This is a genomic window from Sphingobacterium sp. BIGb0116, from assembly GCF_024808035.1.
Lineage (GTDB): Bacteria > Bacteroidota > Bacteroidia > Sphingobacteriales > Sphingobacteriaceae > Sphingobacterium > Sphingobacterium paramultivorum.
On sequence record NZ_JANUDT010000009.1, the window covers coordinates 109,310 to 125,084 of the forward strand.

Sequence of the window (15,775 nt, forward strand, 5' to 3'; positions counted from 1 at the left end):
TGAAAAGGTAGCCTTTTTAAATCCCTATGATAACGACTACAATATCTTCATTCTGATAGGAGGTGTAATAGCGTTCAATGGAGCCGTGAGCCTTGTACTCTTGCAGCTCTTCAAAAACCATTTTTTTTAACATTCCTTTTCCCTTGCCATGAATAAACTTTATTTCGTTCATTTCCCAATAAATAGCTGCGTCTAGATTAGATCGCATAAAATCAATGGACTCTTGTAAGAGCTCCTCTGGCGAATAATCTTCCCAATCGTCAAGAAAGGTGTCGGTGTGTAAGTCAACGATAGCTGGTGGTTTGCGCATTTCTCAATATTTTACAATGCTGCAAAAGTAGAATAAAAGAGCGACTTAATAGGTTAAGTCACCAACGAAATCAATCGCTTGGGCAAATTTTTCATACCATTTTTTGATAATAGCTGCAATTTCATACTCTTCCTCATCGGCATGGTTGAGCATGAGTAACTCGATCGATTGGAGTAGCTGTTTGAGGTCTAGAAAATAACCGTCGAAATCGCGGAACGCAGATACGGTATCCCGAATAAGCAGCATGGCATCATGTCGAAGTGTAATCATATCATGACGTGAAGATATTCGGTCCAGCAACCATTCCTTTTGGAAATTGGAGTCAATATGTCTGTTGCAAGCCTGATTAAAAAGCAATTCAAATTCAACAATTTGATGTTTCAGGTCATATATAGCTTTTTGGAGCTCTTCAAAAGTACTGATGATCTTTTCTTGGGTCTCCATGTTTTTTGATATAATTGCCATGATATTTTACTTAAAAATGTATGCGCTTGGTTTTTAGTTATTTAAATAAAAGCATGTAAGGTATATACAAATAGTTCAGCCGAATGTTTTACATGTCTAAAATTCGGTTATGACTTTTGTATATAAAAGAAGAGACTGAGCTTAAAACGGAACTGAGTTTTTTCGGTTTTTGGTCCCGTTTTCAAATCGTAGTTTTTTTTGAAACCTAATTTATTTAATACTATTTAATTTTAAGTATATTTAATATGCTGTATTGCAGCCAATGCAGTGTAAATGTATTAACTATGTTAGCATCTAGTTTTGTTGATTTCTTTAAGAAGAGGAGGCCCTATGTCCTTTTTTTAGCACTGCTATTGGTATGCAGCTTGCCCATGTGTCATGGCCAATATAAGCTGAAAGATTCTACAAAATTTATAAACGATCAGTTGCCCAGATATCTCGGAAGAATGGGGAAGATTAAGTCTAGAAATTATCCCCTTGGTGGTCGTGAAGCAATCTTGCGAATATTACTGAAAGACTATTACGTGTATAGATTGGTGTCAGGAGAAGATAGTTTGGATAGGGAACGTTATCCTGCTTTATGGAATTCTCTTTCGGTACAAACATTTAAAACGCTAAATACGCGTGATATGTTTAGTTACTGTATGCTTGTACCTGAGTTTGAGATGCAAAATTGTGGTTCCTTGGGGCGGTTGAAAGGTCAACATATATTTGGAGTCTTTTATCGAGGGGACATACCGCTGGAATATTGGAGCAATAGACAGTTGGTTGCTTTGCATGGAAATAGAGATTCTGTTGTACGATATGTGGACCAGATGTGGTCTACACTCGATTTCATTGGCGAGAACACGAAAGATTTAGCGGTTGAATTGATGATGTGGGAGTTGATACCAAAGGTGTTGGAAAAGTTGGTTCTGACGCCAACTGACAACGATCTGTATGCTCTATTGGTGCAAATAATGATGCGTCTGAAATTCAAACCTTTTGAAGATTCAGTTATTTATGAGCAATTGTATGGTTCGGCATCTTATATAGGAAGTCGAATTGAAAGCAATGCAGAAAATCGGAATGACATTATGAAACTCTCGCGGGAATGTTTTGAAACGCTAAATACCTCGCCAGGCTTCCAATTGCCAACTTATATCAAACGGGAACGTTTCTTAGATCCACCTTCTTCAAGGGAGCTGTCAGATCGGACGAGCACTTCGAAAGGACCAGATTGGAAGTGGAAAAAAGTAGATGTACCACATTATAAGCTAAAGCTGTAGATCTTTGTCTAGAAGCAAAATTTCCCACGTAGAGAAAGTATCTTTTTAGCTGGCGTCTTTTCTAATGCTTGTACTATTTTCACCGTCGGGGAGGGGAGTAGGTTATTTGCTTTTTTTTTACGTTATTCGCGTAAACGAAAAATAGCTTAAAATATAATATAATGATGGAAAAGGCGATCGGAAATTACCAATTAGAGATATGTTCAAATTCCGTAGCATCAGCAATTGAAGCCGAACAAGGGGGAGCGACCCGGATAGAGTTTTGTCAAAATTTGGAAAATGGAGGGACCACACCTTCGTTTGGTCAGTTACAGTTAGTGCGGGAATTGGTGAATATTGGTGTCCATGTGCTTATCCGGCCGCGTGGAGGTGATTTTCTTTATACAGAGACCGAGATCTTAGAAATGATAGCAGATATTCAGTTGTGCAAGGAATTGGGGATAGATGGTGTTGTAATAGGTATTCTGAACGCAGATGGTACGGTGGATAAAGTGAATACTTTGCGATTAGTGGAAACTGCGCGTCCCATGCGTGTTACCTTTCATCGTGCTTTTGATCGCGTGGAAGATCCTTTTCAGGCATTGGAAGATGTCATCGAACTGGGGATAGATCGTATTTTGACATCTGGTCTGCAAAATTCTGCTTTAGCTGGAGCTCCATTACTCAAGCAATTAGTTCAACAAGCAAATGGCCGTGTTGTGATTATGCCTGGTGCAGGTGTAGATGCAGTTAATATAGTTCATATTTTAGAGCAAACTGGGGCAGTTGCAATACATAGCTCGGCGAAAGAATTGCATGTGTCGAAGATGAGGTTTAACCAGAGTCAGGTCAATGGAATGGATGAGGCACAGTGGATGAGCTCAAAAGAAAAAGTCCACCAAATGGTGGACCTATTAAAAAGCCTTTAAAGTACTACTTTAAAGGCTATTAAATTCTTCTTACTATTTAGCTTCTGAAGCTAATTGATTTAAGATAGCATCGTTTTTAACGATTTGGTTGCTAGCTTTCATTTTTGATCTAGAACCTAACTCTACGTTAGTTCCTAATTTCAAAAACTGAACTTCAACACGTGAAACAGTTTTATTTCTTCTATCTTTTCTTTTTAAACGTGTAACTCCCATTTTGATAATATTTTTATTGTTTAAAATAAAACGAGGTCGGAAGCGGATTCGAACCGCTGTAGGAGGTTTTGCAGACCTCAGCCTAGCCACTCGGCCATCCGACCCTATTTTTTTCCTTTTGAAGGTCTGCAAAAATAAAACTTATAATTGGAATTAAAAAATCTTTATGATAAAACTTTTATGTTTTTAAGCATTGGTCTGAAAACCAAGCTGGTATTTTGCTGTGTGATCCTTTGAGCAATGGTCCGCAGGAACATACCGGACGGGTTTAAGCATAGCATGACAAAGACGTTTTAATAAACTATGTTATTCATAGGAATAAAAAATTGAATTGTACCTCATCGAGCTGTCAAGTGGAAATGGACTCCATTCACTGTATCTTTTATTGGACAATGCCAAATGGTCTAATGTGAGTTTTTTATCGTGTTTTAATTTGGTAATTAATGATTTATGGATTTTGGAATAGATATTGCAAATGGTAATGTAATAAATCTCGTACAGGAAATTATGAGATTAAATGATAAAAGAAGAAAGTAAATTAAATTAGGAAACATGAAAAAACTATTATTATCTGCAGCAATTTTATTTGGTTCATTAGGAGCCTTTGCACAAGGTGGATTGGGATATGGACTACGTGCGGGGGTAAATATTCCTAAATATTCTTTAAGTAATGAAAGTACACAATCAAATACAGGATTTTTTGTAACGGGCTATTTGGACGCTCCCGTTTCGCCCTATTTTTCTATTCAGCCGGGATTGTCTTTGCAAAATAAAGGTGGAAAGTGGACTCCAGGTTCAGCTTCTGAAATTAAAGAGAGTGTAATGTCACTTGATATTCCAGTAAACCTAGTGGCTAAATTACCTACAGGAGATTCTGGTAACTTTTTTATTGGTGCAGGACCTTATGTTGGATTCGGATTAAGTGGTAAACGTAAAGGAGAGTTAGGCGAGGGAAATGTGAAAATTGAACGTGATCTAAATTTTGGTAGCAATGAAAATGATGATCTTAAACGTACCGATTTTGGTATCAATTTCTTAGCTGGTTACCAATTGACTAATGGTTTTCAAATCAATGCTGGTTATGGTTTGGGTTTAACCAACTTAGCTCCAGGGTCAGGTGATATGGCTAAAAATCGTATTTGGTCTGTGGGTATTGGCTTCGGACTATAAGAAATATAAGTACTTAAACTTATTATGAGGAAAGAGTCCCTGCATTTGTGGGGACTTTTTTATTGGATTAAACTTAAGTCGTCTGAAATTGTTATTTTTATTCAAAAGATTGCTGCATGAAAAGATTTCTTCCTTTACCCTTTTATGTCAAGTTGGCCTGTATACTCATCAGTATACTTTTATTGGGATACTTGGCAAAGATTGGAGATACTATACTCATCCCTATGATTTTGGGCTTGTTATTCTCTCTACTGTTGATTCCGTTAAGCAATTTTTTGGAGCGGAGGCTTAGGTTCCCGAGGACGTTGGCGGGGATATTAAGCGTAATCCTGTTTTTCGGCGTTTTAGGGTACGGACTTTTTCTTTTAGCCTCCCAACTTACACTTCTTAAGGAAGATTTTCCAGCTTTTAAACAACAAATAATGGATGGTGTTGGTAATTTACAGACTTGGGTAAGCCATCAATTTGGAATTCAACACAAAGATCAGATTGATTTTATCAATAAAACAGCATCGAAGTCTGTAGATTCGGGTACTTTATTCCTAGGGACAGCATTGGTTTCCCTTTCGTCGCTATTTATTTTATTTGTCTTTACCTTTCTTTACACATTTTTCTTACTTATATACAGAGGACACATTGTTAAGTTCCTTTTATTTGTGAATCGCGTGGAGGACAGACCTATCGTTCTAGATGTCGTTAAACAGGTTCAGTATGTGGTCAAAAAGTATCTTATTGGATTGCTGATTCAAATGAGTTTGGTTTCTTTGTTGGTTTTTATAACCCTTTCGATTATTGGCGTGAAATATAGTTTACTTCTCGCTTTGATAACTGGAGTTTTCAATGTATTACCTTATGTCGGTATTTTTTCTTCCATGCTTATTATTGCCATTCTGACTTTTGCAACCTCTTCATTCACGCATGTGGTTTTGGTTATGCTTGCGTTGATCATTGTGCATTTAATCGATAGTAACTTTATTGTTCCAAAGATTGTAGGTTCTAAAGTGAAAGTGAACTCCTTATTTGCGATGCTTTCCATTATTATTGGTGAAATGATCTGGGGAATTTCGGGGATGTTTCTGGCCATTCCAATTTTGGCTATCGTTAAGATTGTGATGGACCGGATCAAAGAACTTAAACCTTGGGGATTTCTTTTAGGGGAAGAAGATAGTAAAGATGAGGTATATAAGGATTTATTTGGGACGTTAAATCCTCTTGAAAAGAAGATTATAGAAGAAAATGAGACGAAGGGATAATTTTTTTAGAATTGAAAGTTTAATACGAATGGTATTATAATTTTAAAGTCTAATATTAGAATTTGAACTAATTTCTAAATTATATAGTGAGGTCAAGTCTTTCGAAATAAGGTTCGGATATCTTAGTAACACTCCATGAACAAAGGCTATACCGTCATACAAATTTCCAGATTTTGACTTAGCAAAAGGATTAATTCCACATGTCGAAGAATCTGGAGATCAGTTTGAAGTGTATTGTCGATATATGTTGGGCTATTTAATAAATGGATAACTATTTTTCTCTTGTATTTTAGAAAATTTTAACCTATTTTCGTTTTGTATATAATTTATTATTAATGAAAAGAAAGTTACTCTCAATCGCTGCGCTATTATGTTTTATTACTGGTGCAAAAGCACAGACTTCTTATGGTTTTAAGGCTGGTGCAACTTTTCCTAAAATGACCGCGTCACTAGGAAGTGTATCGGTTTCGACAGAATCATCTACGTCATTTTATTTGACGGGCTACTTAGACGCTCCTTTGGCAAATAATTTTTCTATACAGCCTGGTTTATCGCTTCAAGGTAAAGGCGGGAAAGGATTGACACTTATTGACTTTGAAGAATTGGGAAATAATGTGAAATTGGATTTAATGTATCTAGAGTTACCTGTAAATTTTGTATATAGTATTCCCACGGGAAATTCTGGAAATGTTTTCTTAGGAGCTGGACCATATGCTGGATTAGGGCTGTCCGCAAAAGCCAAAGCAGAAAATGTGAAAATTGACGTCGGTTTTGGAGATAATAAATTGAAGCGTTTTGATGCCGGAATTAACTTTTTAGCGGGTTATCGTCTATCAAATGGCTTTTTGATTAATGGTGGATATGGCTTGGGACTAGTTGATATGGCGGGGGGTGAAGGAGGTTCTTTAAAGAATCGCGTTTTTTCAATTGGAATCGGTTATCAGTTATAATCTAGGCTAAAATATAAAAAGGGGCTTTTCTCGCGAAAGGCCCCTTCTTGTTTCAGTGACTGAAATCTATCACACTTTGATTTCTACTTCAACACCTGAAGGTAATTCAAGTTTCATCAATGCGTCAACAGTTTTAGCGTTTGATGAATAGATATCCAACAATCTTTTGTAAGCACACAATTGGAATTGCTCACGTGCCTTTTTGTTAACGTGTGGTGAACGTAATACCGTATAGATTTTTTTCTCAGTAGGCAATGGAATAGGACCACTAACAACTGCACCTGTAGGTTTTACTGTTTTTACGATTTTTTCAGCTGATTTGTCAACCAAATTGTAATCGTAAGATTTCAATTTAATTCTGATTCTTTGGCTCATAGTATATGATATTATTTAAAAATGACCGCTGATTAGAGCTATTAACAACCAGCGGTCGGTTTATTTTTGAGTTCTATATTATTCTACAGAACCTTTGATTTTACCTTTTGATTTTGCAATCACCTCTTCAGCAACGTTACGAGGAGCTTCAGCAAAGTGATCAAATTCCATTGTAGAAGTTGCACGACCTGAAGTGATTGTACGTAATTGAGTTACGTAACCGAACATCTCAGAAAGTGGAACCAATGCTTTGATTACTTGTGCACCGTTACGTGAATCCAAACCTTGCATTTGACCACGACGACGGTTTAAGTCACCCATTACATCACCCATGTTTTCTTCTGGTGTTAAAACCTCTATTTTCATAATTGGTTCCATTAACACTGGAGAACATTTAGGCAATCCTTCACGGTATGCTTGACGAGCAGCTAATTCGAAAGACAATGAATCTGAATCGACAGCGTGGAACGAACCATCAATCAAACGAACTTTCATTCCTGATAATGGGAATCCTGCTAATACACCATTTTTCATTGAAGTTTCAAATCCTTTTTGAACTGAAGGGATAAATTCTTTAGGAATTTTACCACCAACGATTTCATTAACGAATTGAAGCGGTGATTTTGATAAATCGAAATCTTCATCCGCTGGAGAAATAACAACTTTGATATCCGCGAATTTACCACGACCACCTGATTGTTTTTTGAATACCTCACGGTGCTCAGTAGTACCGTTGATAGACTCTTTGTATGATACTTGAGGAGCACCTTGGTTAACCTCAACTTTAAATTCACGTTTCAAACGGTCGATCAAGATCTCTAAGTGAAGCTCACCCATACCAGAGATAACTGTTTGACCAGTTTCTTCGTCAGTTTTAACAACGAATGTAGGATCCTCTTCAGCCAATTTACCAAGACCAATACCTAATCTATCAACGTCAGCTTGAGTTTTAGGCTCAATTGCCAAACCAATTACTGGCTCAGGGAAAGTCATAGACTCAAGAATGATAGGTGATTTTTCGTCACAAAGTGTATCACCAGTTTTGATGTCTTTGAAACCTACAACAGCACCGATATCACCAGCTTCGATGAAAGGGATAGGGTTTTGTTTGTTCGCATGCATTTGGAAGATACGAGAGATACGCTCTTTGTTTCCTGAACGAGTGTTCAATACATAAGAACCTGCATCTAACTTACCAGAGTAAGCACGGATAAAACATAAACGACCTACAAATGGGTCAGTCGCAATTTTAAAACCTAAAGCTGCGAAAGGCTCGTTTACAGATGGTTTACGTGTGATTTCTTCACCAGTATCAGGGTTAGTACCTTTTACAGCCTCGATATCAAGAGGTGAAGGCAATAATTCCATTACTAGATCCAACATGGTTTGTACACCTTTGTTTTTGAAAGATGAACCACATACCATAGGAACGATCGCATTATCTAATACTGCTTTACGTAAAGCATCTAAGATTTCGCGCTCAGTTAACGAATTCGGATCTTCGAAGAATTTCTCCATCAAAGTCTCATCATAACCAGCTACTGCTTCTAATAATTTTTCACGGTATTCAGCAACTTCGTCCAACATATCCTCAGGAATAGGAACTTCAGTAAAGGTCATACCTTTATCATGCTCATTCCATACAATACCACGGTTGTTAATTAAATCAACAACACCAGTGAACGTATCTTCAGCGCCAATAGGTAATTGTAATGCTACAGCATCAGAACCTAGCATTGATTTTACTTGACCAACAACTTTTAAGAAGTCAGCACCTGAACGGTCCATTTTATTAACGAAACCGATACGAGGAACAGCATAGTTATCTGCCAATCTCCAGTTAGTCTCTGACTGAGGCTCAACACCATCAACCGCAGAGAATAAGAATACTAATCCGTCTAATACACGTAATGAACGATTTACCTCAACCGTGAAATCCACGTGTCCAGGAGTATCGATAACGTTAACTTGGTATTTATTACCACGGTATTGCCAGAAAACTGTCGTAGCAGCAGAAGTAATTGTGATACCACGCTCAGCCTCTTGCTCCATCCAGTCCATTGTTGAAGCACCTTCGTGAACCTCACCAATTTTATGGTTTACACCTGAGTAGTAAAGGATACGCTCAGTTGTTGTAGTTTTACCAGCATCGATGTGGGCAGCGATACCGATATTTCTAGTGAATTTTAAATCTCTTGCCATAATATTTTTAAGCAGCGGACCTTAAAGGTCTTATGTGTTTAAATGTAATGTTAAATAAGTACACCGACCTTGATAAAAGATTATTTTTATCGGAGGTCGGTGTAATCATATTTTTTTGAATGTCTTCAAAATTAGAATCTGAAGTGTGAGAACGCTTTGTTAGCTTCCGCCATTTTGTGCGTATCTTCTTTCTTCTTAACAGCAGCACCTTCACCTTTAGAAGCTGAAATGATTTCTCCTGCTAATTTTTCGAACATTGTTTTTTCACCACGTTTACGAGCGTATGAAATTAACCATTTCATACCCAAAGCGATTTTACGATCTGGACGAACTTCCATAGGAACTTGGAAGTTAGCACCACCAACACGGCGTGATTTAACTTCAACAGCAGGCATAACGTTGTTCAAAGCTTTTTTCCAAGCTTCTAAACCGCTTTCTTGTGTTTTTTGTTCTACTAATTCTACTGCGTCGTAAAAAATAGAATAAGCGATAGATTTTTTACCATCTACCATCATATTGTTTACGAAACGTGTTACCTGAACGTCATTAAACTTTGGATCAGGTAAAATGATTCTCTTTTTCGGTTTTGATTTTCTCATTTTTCTTTCCTCCGTTTAATTATTTCTTTTTACCTTTTGCTGGAGCTGCAGCTACTTGTCCTGGTTTAGGACGCTTAGTTCCATATTTAGAACGACGTTGGTTACGACCTGCTACACCTGAAGTATCTAATGCACCACGGATGATGTGGTAACGTACACCTGGTAAATCCTTAACACGACCACCACGAATCAATACGATCGAGTGCTCTTGTAAGTTGTGACCTTCTCCAGGGATGTAAGCGTTGACCTCTTTACCGTTTGTTAAACGTACACGAGCTACTTTACGCATTGCTGAGTTTGGTTTTTTAGGGGTAGTAGTATATACACGTGTACATACACCTCTTCGCTGTGGACATGAGTCCAACGCTGGTGACTTACTCTTATCAACCAGAGCTACTCTACCTTTTCTAACTAATTGTTGAATAGTAGGCATTTACCTGTTTTTGTTTATAAATTTTTTTACCTTAAATATTTTAAGTTCGCAAAGATACTGATTCCCTTTTGAATATGAAATAGTTAGTGCGTAAAATTTAGATTATTTTTTGAATTGGCGCTGCTCTTTTCTTGAATATACCTTTGTCCTTCTTTTATTACCTCTTCATGCTTCTTTATTATCTCACCATCCTAATGACCTGGTCGCCGTCTTCGGGATGTTTGGCTGCTTGACCAGCATCTTCATCATTTGTACGCTTCCACCATCAAACTATTTTGCACGAATGTAGGGTATAATCAGTTAATCAACCCACGAACGCTGTGATATGTTGCCAAAATGGAAGAGTTAACTACTCATGGTCGACTGTACAAAAATATAGACGATTATAGGGTGATCGGACAGCCGCTCGATGGGTACATAAGTTTTTTCTAATCCGCCGTAAGCTATTCTTTCTCTGTATAATATTCTTTAACGGTAGTCTTTTGTCCGAAATTTTTCATCTACTGGTTTTCAAGTATATTGCTTGCTTTGCGTGTTTTTGCGTTCTGTTTGGCAAAGTGTTTGATAAAAACGTATAAATATTTAGTAGAAACAAATTAATGTATTCAAGTTATGAAAATCAAAATGAAATTTATGTATGCGGTGGTATTAGCCTTGGTCACTTTCGCTTTTGTCGGATGTTCAAAGGATAAAGATGAACCTATTCAAACAGGTGGCAGTATAGATGCGGCTGTGGGAAACTATAAAGGGACAATTAAAATTATTGGCGGCGCGGAAGTCTTCAATCAGATATTAGTAGTCACCAAGGTTAATGATAAAACAGTCAAAGTTGCTGCTCAGAATGCTGACTTAAAGCTTCCTGTAAGAGAGATTCAAGTTTCAAATAATTATAATATGAGTATTCAGGCTTTACCAAACGAGCCTCAGGGCAGTTTCATATTTACGTTTGAAAATAAGGGGTTAATGTTCTTAGCACAAAGAACAGAAGAAGGACAATTACAGTATTCCTTTGAAGGAACTAAACAATAAGTTTTGTTTATTTAACAATAAACCCCGCATCAGTATTACTGATGCGGGGTTTTTATTTAAATGCATTACGACAGGAATGCAAAATCAATCTGCCACTTATCCAGATCCACTTTCTTCACACGGATCTGAACTTCATCACCCAATTGGAAGTTCTTCTTTTTCCGCTGGTCAATAATCGCATAGTTTTTCTCGTCAAGGACGTAAAAGTCATCGGTGATATCCCGAAGCCTAACCATACCTTCATATTTGTTTTCTTCAATCTCTCCATACATACCCGATTTGGTTACACTAGAGACAATAGTAGCCTATTCTGTACTGATATGATCCTCTAGAGATGCTTTCTATTTTTATTAAATCCCCTGAATTATACTTTTACGAGTGTTGAATTTCTTATAATGGGGTGTATTGTGATTAATATACTGGTTTCTGAGTATTTTATTGTTCTGTTTTTCTTAATTGAAAGGTGTTTAGTATTTTAGATGAAACTTTTTTGGTTTAAAGAATTAATTGAAATTTTAAAGGTAAATTATGAAAAGAAAATTTATTAAAATCGCTATGTTTTCGATGTGTTTATTGTCTTGTGCGAAAGACGATGTAAAATTTCAGAAGGATATTTTAAATTTTGCTTTTACTTAACAAAAAATCCGGAACATTTGTTCCGGATTTTTTGTTTTAAGACAACAACGTAAAATCAATTTGCCGTTTATCCATATCCACTTTCTTTACGCGGATTTGAACCTCATCACCCAACTGGAATTTCTTTTTCTTCCGTTGACCAATAATGGCATAGTTCTTTTCATCAAGTACGTAAAAGTCATCGGTGATATCCCGAAGTCTGACCATTCCCTCACATTTGTTCTCTTCAATCTCCACATACATACCCCATTCGGTAACACCCGAGACAATACCCGTATATTCCGTGCCGATCTGATCCTGCAAGTATTCTGCCTGTTTGTACTTAATCGACGCACGTTCTGCTTCAGCCGCCTTTTTCTCCATTTGGGAAGAATGTTCGGCCATCTTCTCATAATGCTCCGCATTGATTTTGGCACCTCCCTCCAGATAGAATTGTAAAAGACGGTGTACCATCACATCGGGATAACGACGGATAGGGGAGGTAAAATGGGTGTAATAATCGAATGCTAATCCATAGTGACTTGTCTTCTTTGTTGTATAGATCGCTTTGGCCATCGAACGTACAGCAAGTGAAGTCAGCATATTTTGCTCTTTGCTACCTTCTATTTTGGTCATCAAAGCATTTAAGGATTTAGCTGTTTCTTTATCTGTTTTGATGGTCAATTTATGGCCAAACCGCGCTGCAAATTGAGAGAAAGTTGTCAAAGTCTCCGGATTAGGTACATCGTGGAACCGGTATACAAAAGTAAGCTTGTTTTTTCCCCGTCCTTGTTTGCCAATAAACTCGGCAACCTTCCGGTTGGCCAATAACATAAAATCTTCAATCAGCTTGTGTGCATCCTTGCGGACTTTGGTATATACCCCTGTAGGTTTTCCATTTTCATCCAAGATGAATTTTACCTCCTCACTTTCAAAGGCTATTGCACCATTTTTAAACTTACGTTCGCGCAGAATATAAGCCAGTTCATTTAATTTCAGGATCTCTTCACTGAAATCTCCCGATTTCGTTTCGATCACCTCCTGTGCTTCTTCATAACTGAAACGTCGGTCGGAATGGATGATCGTACGGCCGAACCATTGATCATGCACATTGGCTTTTTCGTCCAATTCAAAAACGGCCGAAAAACAAAGTTTATCTTCATGCGGACGTAACGAACAGACGCCATTAGAAAGACGCTCCGGAAGCATCGGAATAACGCGGTCAACCAGATAAACGGATGTGCCGCGGTTGAATGCTTCTTTGTCCAATTCTGTGTCGGGTATGACAAAATGCGAAACATCCGCAATATGAACACCGATTTCATAATTGCCATTCTCTAATTTTTGAAAGGAGATGGCGTCATCGAAATCTTTTGCATCCGCTGGGTCAATGGTAAAGGTCGTAACGTTTCTAAAATCACGTCGCTTTGCAATTTCTTCCGCGCTTATTTTTTCCGAAATCTGATTGGCTTCAGCTTCAACTTTTTTAGGGAACTCCAATGGGAAACCATAGTCGGCCAAAATAGCGTTCATCTCGGTGTTGTTTTCCCCTTTGGTACCCAAAACATGTTTTACCGTTCCGACAGGATTTTTGCTCCCGCTTGGCCAGTCGATAATCGAAACGACCACTTTTTCCTTGTCCTTGGCTCCATTCAGATTGTCCAAAGGAATAAAAATGTCGTGTAGCATCTTGCGGTCGTCGGCAATAAAAAAAGCAAAATTGTTGGAGATGCTGATCGTTCCCGTGAAATCAGTCTTGGCCCTTTGCAGGATTTCAACGACTTCACCCTCTTTCTTACGGCCACCTTTTCTTTTTTCGAAGGTATGGACCTTGACAATATCGCCATGGAGTGCCTGTCTAAGTTTCCGCGGAGCGATATAAATATCGTTTTCAAATTCATCATCAGGAATCACATAGGCGGAGCCATCGGCAGTCATATCTACCTTTCCTGTGACATAAACTTTAAGTTGCTTCAGATTAAATTTGCCTCGTTCGATCTCAATAAAAAGTCCATTTCTTACATTATCATGTAAAATATCGGCTATAGCGACTTTCGAGTCGTTATCGGTAAGGTTCAATTTTGACGAAACTTGTTTATAGTTGAGGGGCTTATTACCCGATTTTTCGAAGATATCGATGATCAGTTGTGTTAAGACCTCCTTATATGGATTTTCTTTTCTTGTTTTCATCCAATTATTATTTATTATTTATTCATTTGCATCGATTTGAGGCAGTCTTCCTATTGCAGCGAACTGGCTGTGATAGCGAATTTGCAAATTCAGCCTATGCAATAGATCATGAGCGAGCCGTACATCAAGATCGATGCCAATACAATGTACGAAAAAAACAGCATTTGACACGACAATAACGAGCTAAACGGAGCATCCTCCGATAGCCAATGTATAGACAGCTCAGCCGAAAAATAGTTTTGGATTCGTACAGCCTGATTTACTTTTTGCAATGATTGCACACACCAAGTGCATTTACGGCTATCGCTTCGAGACTAAAGCCTTCTGGGATCGATACTTTTGGTAAGATCATATCTTCCAGACAGTACACCGAATTGCATACCCGGCAAATAAAATGTACGTGCTGGTCATGATGATCATGTTCTGAACAGTTTGTCGAACACATGGCGTAAGTAGCTGTACCATGGAGATCAAAGATTTTATGGATAATCCCTTTCTCTTCAAAGCTGGCCAATACCCGGTATAATGTGACACGGTCAATATCCTTGCCCAGTAATTTCTCCAGTTCCGGCTGTGAAATTGCGGACTCTTTCCTCGAAATAATTTCAAGTACCTTCAACCGGGGTTGGGTAACTTTTAAACTATTTCGTTTGAGAATTTCTGGATATACAGTGTTGGAATCTTCCATGGATTTCTTCGTTAAGCCTTAGATCAAATACAAACTAAGAGAAATTTACTTTTATTTGCAAGTTTAAAAACTATCCGACGAATTTATTCATCGTATTTTTTCCCCTTTGCATAGACCATTAACGAACATAAACGGACCATTTCCTTTCTCAGAGATGCTTTTGACAGTACAAAAATACGGAATCTATTAAAAATAAGAAAACCGATAAGTTTAAGATTAGTGTCATCTTACTTATCGGTTTTCGTTACTATATGGAAATATAGGAATCTTATTTGCCTGCAGCTTTAGCGTGATCAGCTAAGAATGTCGCTAGACCGCTGTCTGTCAATGGGTGTTTCAATAAGGCTAGGATCGCTGATAAAGGACCAGTCATAACATCAGCACCGATTTTAGCACATCCTAATATGTGTGCGCTGTGACGTACAGAAGCTGCTAAAATTTGTGTAGGATAGTTGTAGTTGTCATAGATTAAACGAATATCTTCGATCAACGCTAATCCATCTGTAGAGATATCATCCAAACGACCGATAAAAGGAGATACATAGGTTGCCCCAGCTTTAGCAGCCAATAGTGCTTGACCAGCTGTAAATACCAATGTACAATTTGTTTTAATACCTTTTTTGCTGAAATATTTAATTGCTTTTACGCCATCTTTGATCATAGGGACTTTGACAACTATCTTGCTGTCAAGAGCTGCTAACGCTTCTCCTTCTTTGATCATTTCTTCATAATTTGTAGAAATAACTTCAGCACTGACATCGCCATCAACGATTGCACAGATCGCTTTATAATGGTTGATTACGTTTTCATCACCGCTAATACCTTCTTTAGCCATTAAACTTGGATTGGTTGTTACCCCGTCTAATACGCCTAAGTCTTGGGCTTCTTTGATTTGCTCTAGGTTCGCTGTGTCAATAAAAAATTTCATTGTATATGTTATTGAATGATAATTATTTGATTATTCTAATGTTCAAAATAATGATGCAAAGTTATTGATTATATTCCAGTATTGAAGCATTGATTTTCACCTATTGTATCTTTATTTTAGCAAAAAAGAATCTCTTCTCCTAATTTTTTGTTATACTTTTAATATAGTATTATCTTTAC

The 15,775-nt window shown here is 37.5% G+C and carries 16 protein-coding genes, 1 tRNA gene and 1 pseudogene; 6 read left to right on the forward strand and 12 right to left on the reverse strand.

The annotated features are described in order from the left end of the window. Nucleotides 1-16: 16 nt before the first annotated feature. Together M2419_RS20270 and M2419_RS20275 are read right to left on the reverse strand one after the other, a co-directional pair. Entirely contained in the window at nucleotides 17-310 is a 294-nt protein-coding gene (locus M2419_RS20270) for a Smr/MutS family protein (RefSeq protein ID WP_153847232.1), read from the reverse strand. A 45-nt stretch (nucleotides 311-355) separates the two neighbouring features. After that, the gene (locus M2419_RS20275; protein WP_075994119.1) at nucleotides 356-775 is read right to left on the reverse strand and encodes a hypothetical protein; all 420 of its coding nucleotides are present in this window, start codon (nucleotides 773-775) and stop codon (nucleotides 356-358) included. Nucleotides 776-1,059: 284 nt separating this feature from the next. Between M2419_RS20275 and M2419_RS20280 the strand changes: the two genes are divergently transcribed. Both M2419_RS20280 and M2419_RS20285 read left to right on the forward strand, forming a co-directional pair. Further along, nucleotides 1,060-2,043 (forward strand): hypothetical protein, encoded by a 984-nt coding sequence (locus M2419_RS20280; RefSeq protein ID WP_153847231.1) that lies wholly within the window; start codon nucleotides 1,060-1,062, stop codon nucleotides 2,041-2,043. Between the two features lie 161 nt (nucleotides 2,044-2,204). After that, nucleotides 2,205-2,951 carry a copper homeostasis protein CutC gene (locus tag M2419_RS20285; RefSeq protein ID WP_153847230.1) on the forward strand — a complete coding sequence of 249 codons (747 nt, stop codon included), beginning with the start codon at nucleotides 2,205-2,207 and terminating at the stop codon, nucleotides 2,949-2,951. Between the two features lie 33 nt (nucleotides 2,952-2,984). Here M2419_RS20285 and M2419_RS20290 read toward each other — a convergent pair whose 3' ends face one another. Beyond that, nucleotides 2,985-3,164: a hypothetical protein gene (locus M2419_RS20290; protein ID WP_046671880.1), complete on the reverse strand. Its 180-nt coding sequence runs from the start codon at nucleotides 3,162-3,164 to the stop codon at nucleotides 2,985-2,987. Nucleotides 3,165-3,197: 33 nt separating this feature from the next. Continuing rightward, nucleotides 3,198-3,268 (reverse strand) — tRNA-Cys (locus M2419_RS20295). A gap of 448 nt (nucleotides 3,269-3,716) precedes the next feature. Between M2419_RS20295 and M2419_RS20300 the strand changes: the two genes are divergently transcribed. The 3 genes from M2419_RS20300 (at nucleotide 3,717) to M2419_RS20310 (ending at nucleotide 6,537) form a co-directional block, all read left to right on the forward strand. Further along, nucleotides 3,717-4,334: a porin family protein gene (locus M2419_RS20300; protein ID WP_075994116.1), complete on the forward strand. Its 618-nt coding sequence runs from the start codon at nucleotides 3,717-3,719 to the stop codon at nucleotides 4,332-4,334. A gap of 116 nt (nucleotides 4,335-4,450) precedes the next feature. After that, nucleotides 4,451-5,587: an AI-2E family transporter gene (locus M2419_RS20305; protein ID WP_153847229.1), complete on the forward strand. Its 1,137-nt coding sequence runs from the start codon at nucleotides 4,451-4,453 to the stop codon at nucleotides 5,585-5,587. Between the two features lie 335 nt (nucleotides 5,588-5,922). Beyond that, nucleotides 5,923-6,537, forward strand: coding sequence for a porin family protein (locus tag M2419_RS20310; RefSeq protein WP_153846787.1), 615 nt, complete (start codon nucleotides 5,923-5,925; stop codon nucleotides 6,535-6,537). Nucleotides 6,538-6,606: 69 nt separating this feature from the next. Here M2419_RS20310 and rpsJ read toward each other — a convergent pair whose 3' ends face one another. The 4 genes from rpsJ to rpsL form a co-directional block, all read right to left on the reverse strand. Next, nucleotides 6,607-6,912 (reverse strand): 30S ribosomal protein S10, encoded by a 306-nt coding sequence (gene rpsJ / locus M2419_RS20315; RefSeq protein ID WP_028070501.1) that lies wholly within the window; start codon nucleotides 6,910-6,912, stop codon nucleotides 6,607-6,609. Nucleotides 6,913-6,990: 78 nt separating this feature from the next. Continuing rightward, nucleotides 6,991-9,114 (reverse strand): elongation factor G, encoded by a 2,124-nt coding sequence (fusA, locus tag M2419_RS20320; protein ID WP_153846788.1) that lies wholly within the window; start codon nucleotides 9,112-9,114, stop codon nucleotides 6,991-6,993. 131 nt (nucleotides 9,115-9,245) lie between these two features. Then, on the reverse strand, nucleotides 9,246-9,713 hold the full coding sequence (gene rpsG, locus M2419_RS20325) for a 30S ribosomal protein S7 (RefSeq protein WP_046671863.1): 468 nt from the start codon (nucleotides 9,711-9,713) through the stop codon (nucleotides 9,246-9,248). A 19-nt stretch (nucleotides 9,714-9,732) separates the two neighbouring features. Continuing rightward, the gene (gene rpsL, locus M2419_RS20330) at nucleotides 9,733-10,146 is read right to left on the reverse strand and encodes a 30S ribosomal protein S12 (protein WP_079641421.1); all 414 of its coding nucleotides are present in this window, start codon (nucleotides 10,144-10,146) and stop codon (nucleotides 9,733-9,735) included. Between the two features lie 612 nt (nucleotides 10,147-10,758). Here rpsL and M2419_RS20335 point away from each other — a divergent pair. Beyond that, a complete protein-coding gene (locus tag M2419_RS20335) occupies nucleotides 10,759-11,175 on the forward strand; it encodes a hypothetical protein (protein ID WP_227550228.1) in 417 nt (138 codons plus the stop codon). Nucleotides 11,176-11,240: 65 nt separating this feature from the next. Here M2419_RS20335 and M2419_RS20340 read toward each other — a convergent pair. The 4 genes and pseudogenes from M2419_RS20340 to fsa form a co-directional block, all read right to left on the reverse strand. Beyond that, nucleotides 11,241-11,474, reverse strand: a pseudogene (locus tag M2419_RS20340) (S1 RNA-binding domain-containing protein); the annotation flags it as partial. A 373-nt stretch (nucleotides 11,475-11,847) separates the two neighbouring features. Continuing rightward, nucleotides 11,848-13,980, reverse strand: a complete 2,133-nt coding sequence (gene rnr / locus M2419_RS20345; protein ID WP_259255546.1) for a ribonuclease R — start codon at nucleotides 13,978-13,980, stop codon at nucleotides 11,848-11,850. Nucleotides 13,981-14,239: 259 nt separating this feature from the next. Further along, a complete protein-coding gene (locus M2419_RS20350; protein WP_075994111.1) occupies nucleotides 14,240-14,668 on the reverse strand; it encodes a Fur family transcriptional regulator in 429 nt (142 codons plus the stop codon). A 268-nt stretch (nucleotides 14,669-14,936) separates the two neighbouring features. Then, complete coding sequence (gene fsa, locus M2419_RS20355; protein ID WP_075994110.1) at nucleotides 14,937-15,596, reverse strand: fructose-6-phosphate aldolase; 660 nt, start codon at nucleotides 15,594-15,596, stop codon at nucleotides 14,937-14,939. Between the last annotated feature and the right edge of the window lie 179 nt (nucleotides 15,597-15,775).

What these genes read in the sequence shown, in the direction of transcription:
- M2419_RS20270 (WP_153847232.1), bottom strand. Translation starts at nt 310, where the DNA reads ATGCGCAAACCACCAGCTATCGTTGACTTACACACCGACACCTTTCTT.
- M2419_RS20275 (WP_075994119.1), bottom strand. Translation starts at nt 775, where the DNA reads ATGGCAATTATATCAAAAAACATGGAGACCCAAGAAAAGATCATCAGT.
- M2419_RS20280 (WP_153847231.1), top strand. Translation starts at nt 1,060, where the DNA reads ATGTTAGCATCTAGTTTTGTTGATTTCTTTAAGAAGAGGAGGCCCTAT.
- M2419_RS20285 (WP_153847230.1), top strand. Translation starts at nt 2,205, where the DNA reads ATGATGGAAAAGGCGATCGGAAATTACCAATTAGAGATATGTTCAAAT.
- M2419_RS20290 (WP_046671880.1), bottom strand. Translation starts at nt 3,164, where the DNA reads ATGGGAGTTACACGTTTAAAAAGAAAAGATAGAAGAAATAAAACTGTT.
- M2419_RS20300 (WP_075994116.1), top strand. Translation starts at nt 3,717, where the DNA reads ATGAAAAAACTATTATTATCTGCAGCAATTTTATTTGGTTCATTAGGA.
- M2419_RS20305 (WP_153847229.1), top strand. Translation starts at nt 4,451, where the DNA reads ATGAAAAGATTTCTTCCTTTACCCTTTTATGTCAAGTTGGCCTGTATA.
- M2419_RS20310 (WP_153846787.1), top strand. Translation starts at nt 5,923, where the DNA reads ATGAAAAGAAAGTTACTCTCAATCGCTGCGCTATTATGTTTTATTACT.
- rpsJ (WP_028070501.1), bottom strand. Translation starts at nt 6,912, where the DNA reads ATGAGCCAAAGAATCAGAATTAAATTGAAATCTTACGATTACAATTTG.
- fusA (WP_153846788.1), bottom strand. Translation starts at nt 9,114, where the DNA reads ATGGCAAGAGATTTAAAATTCACTAGAAATATCGGTATCGCTGCCCAC.
- rpsG (WP_046671863.1), bottom strand. Translation starts at nt 9,713, where the DNA reads ATGAGAAAATCAAAACCGAAAAAGAGAATCATTTTACCTGATCCAAAG.
- rpsL (WP_079641421.1), bottom strand. Translation starts at nt 10,146, where the DNA reads ATGCCTACTATTCAACAATTAGTTAGAAAAGGTAGAGTAGCTCTGGTT.
- M2419_RS20335 (WP_227550228.1), top strand. Translation starts at nt 10,759, where the DNA reads ATGAAAATCAAAATGAAATTTATGTATGCGGTGGTATTAGCCTTGGTC.
- rnr (WP_259255546.1), bottom strand. Translation starts at nt 13,980, where the DNA reads ATGAAAACAAGAAAAGAAAATCCATATAAGGAGGTCTTAACACAACTG.
- M2419_RS20350 (WP_075994111.1), bottom strand. Translation starts at nt 14,668, where the DNA reads ATGGAAGATTCCAACACTGTATATCCAGAAATTCTCAAACGAAATAGT.
- fsa (WP_075994110.1), bottom strand. Translation starts at nt 15,596, where the DNA reads ATGAAATTTTTTATTGACACAGCGAACCTAGAGCAAATCAAAGAAGCC.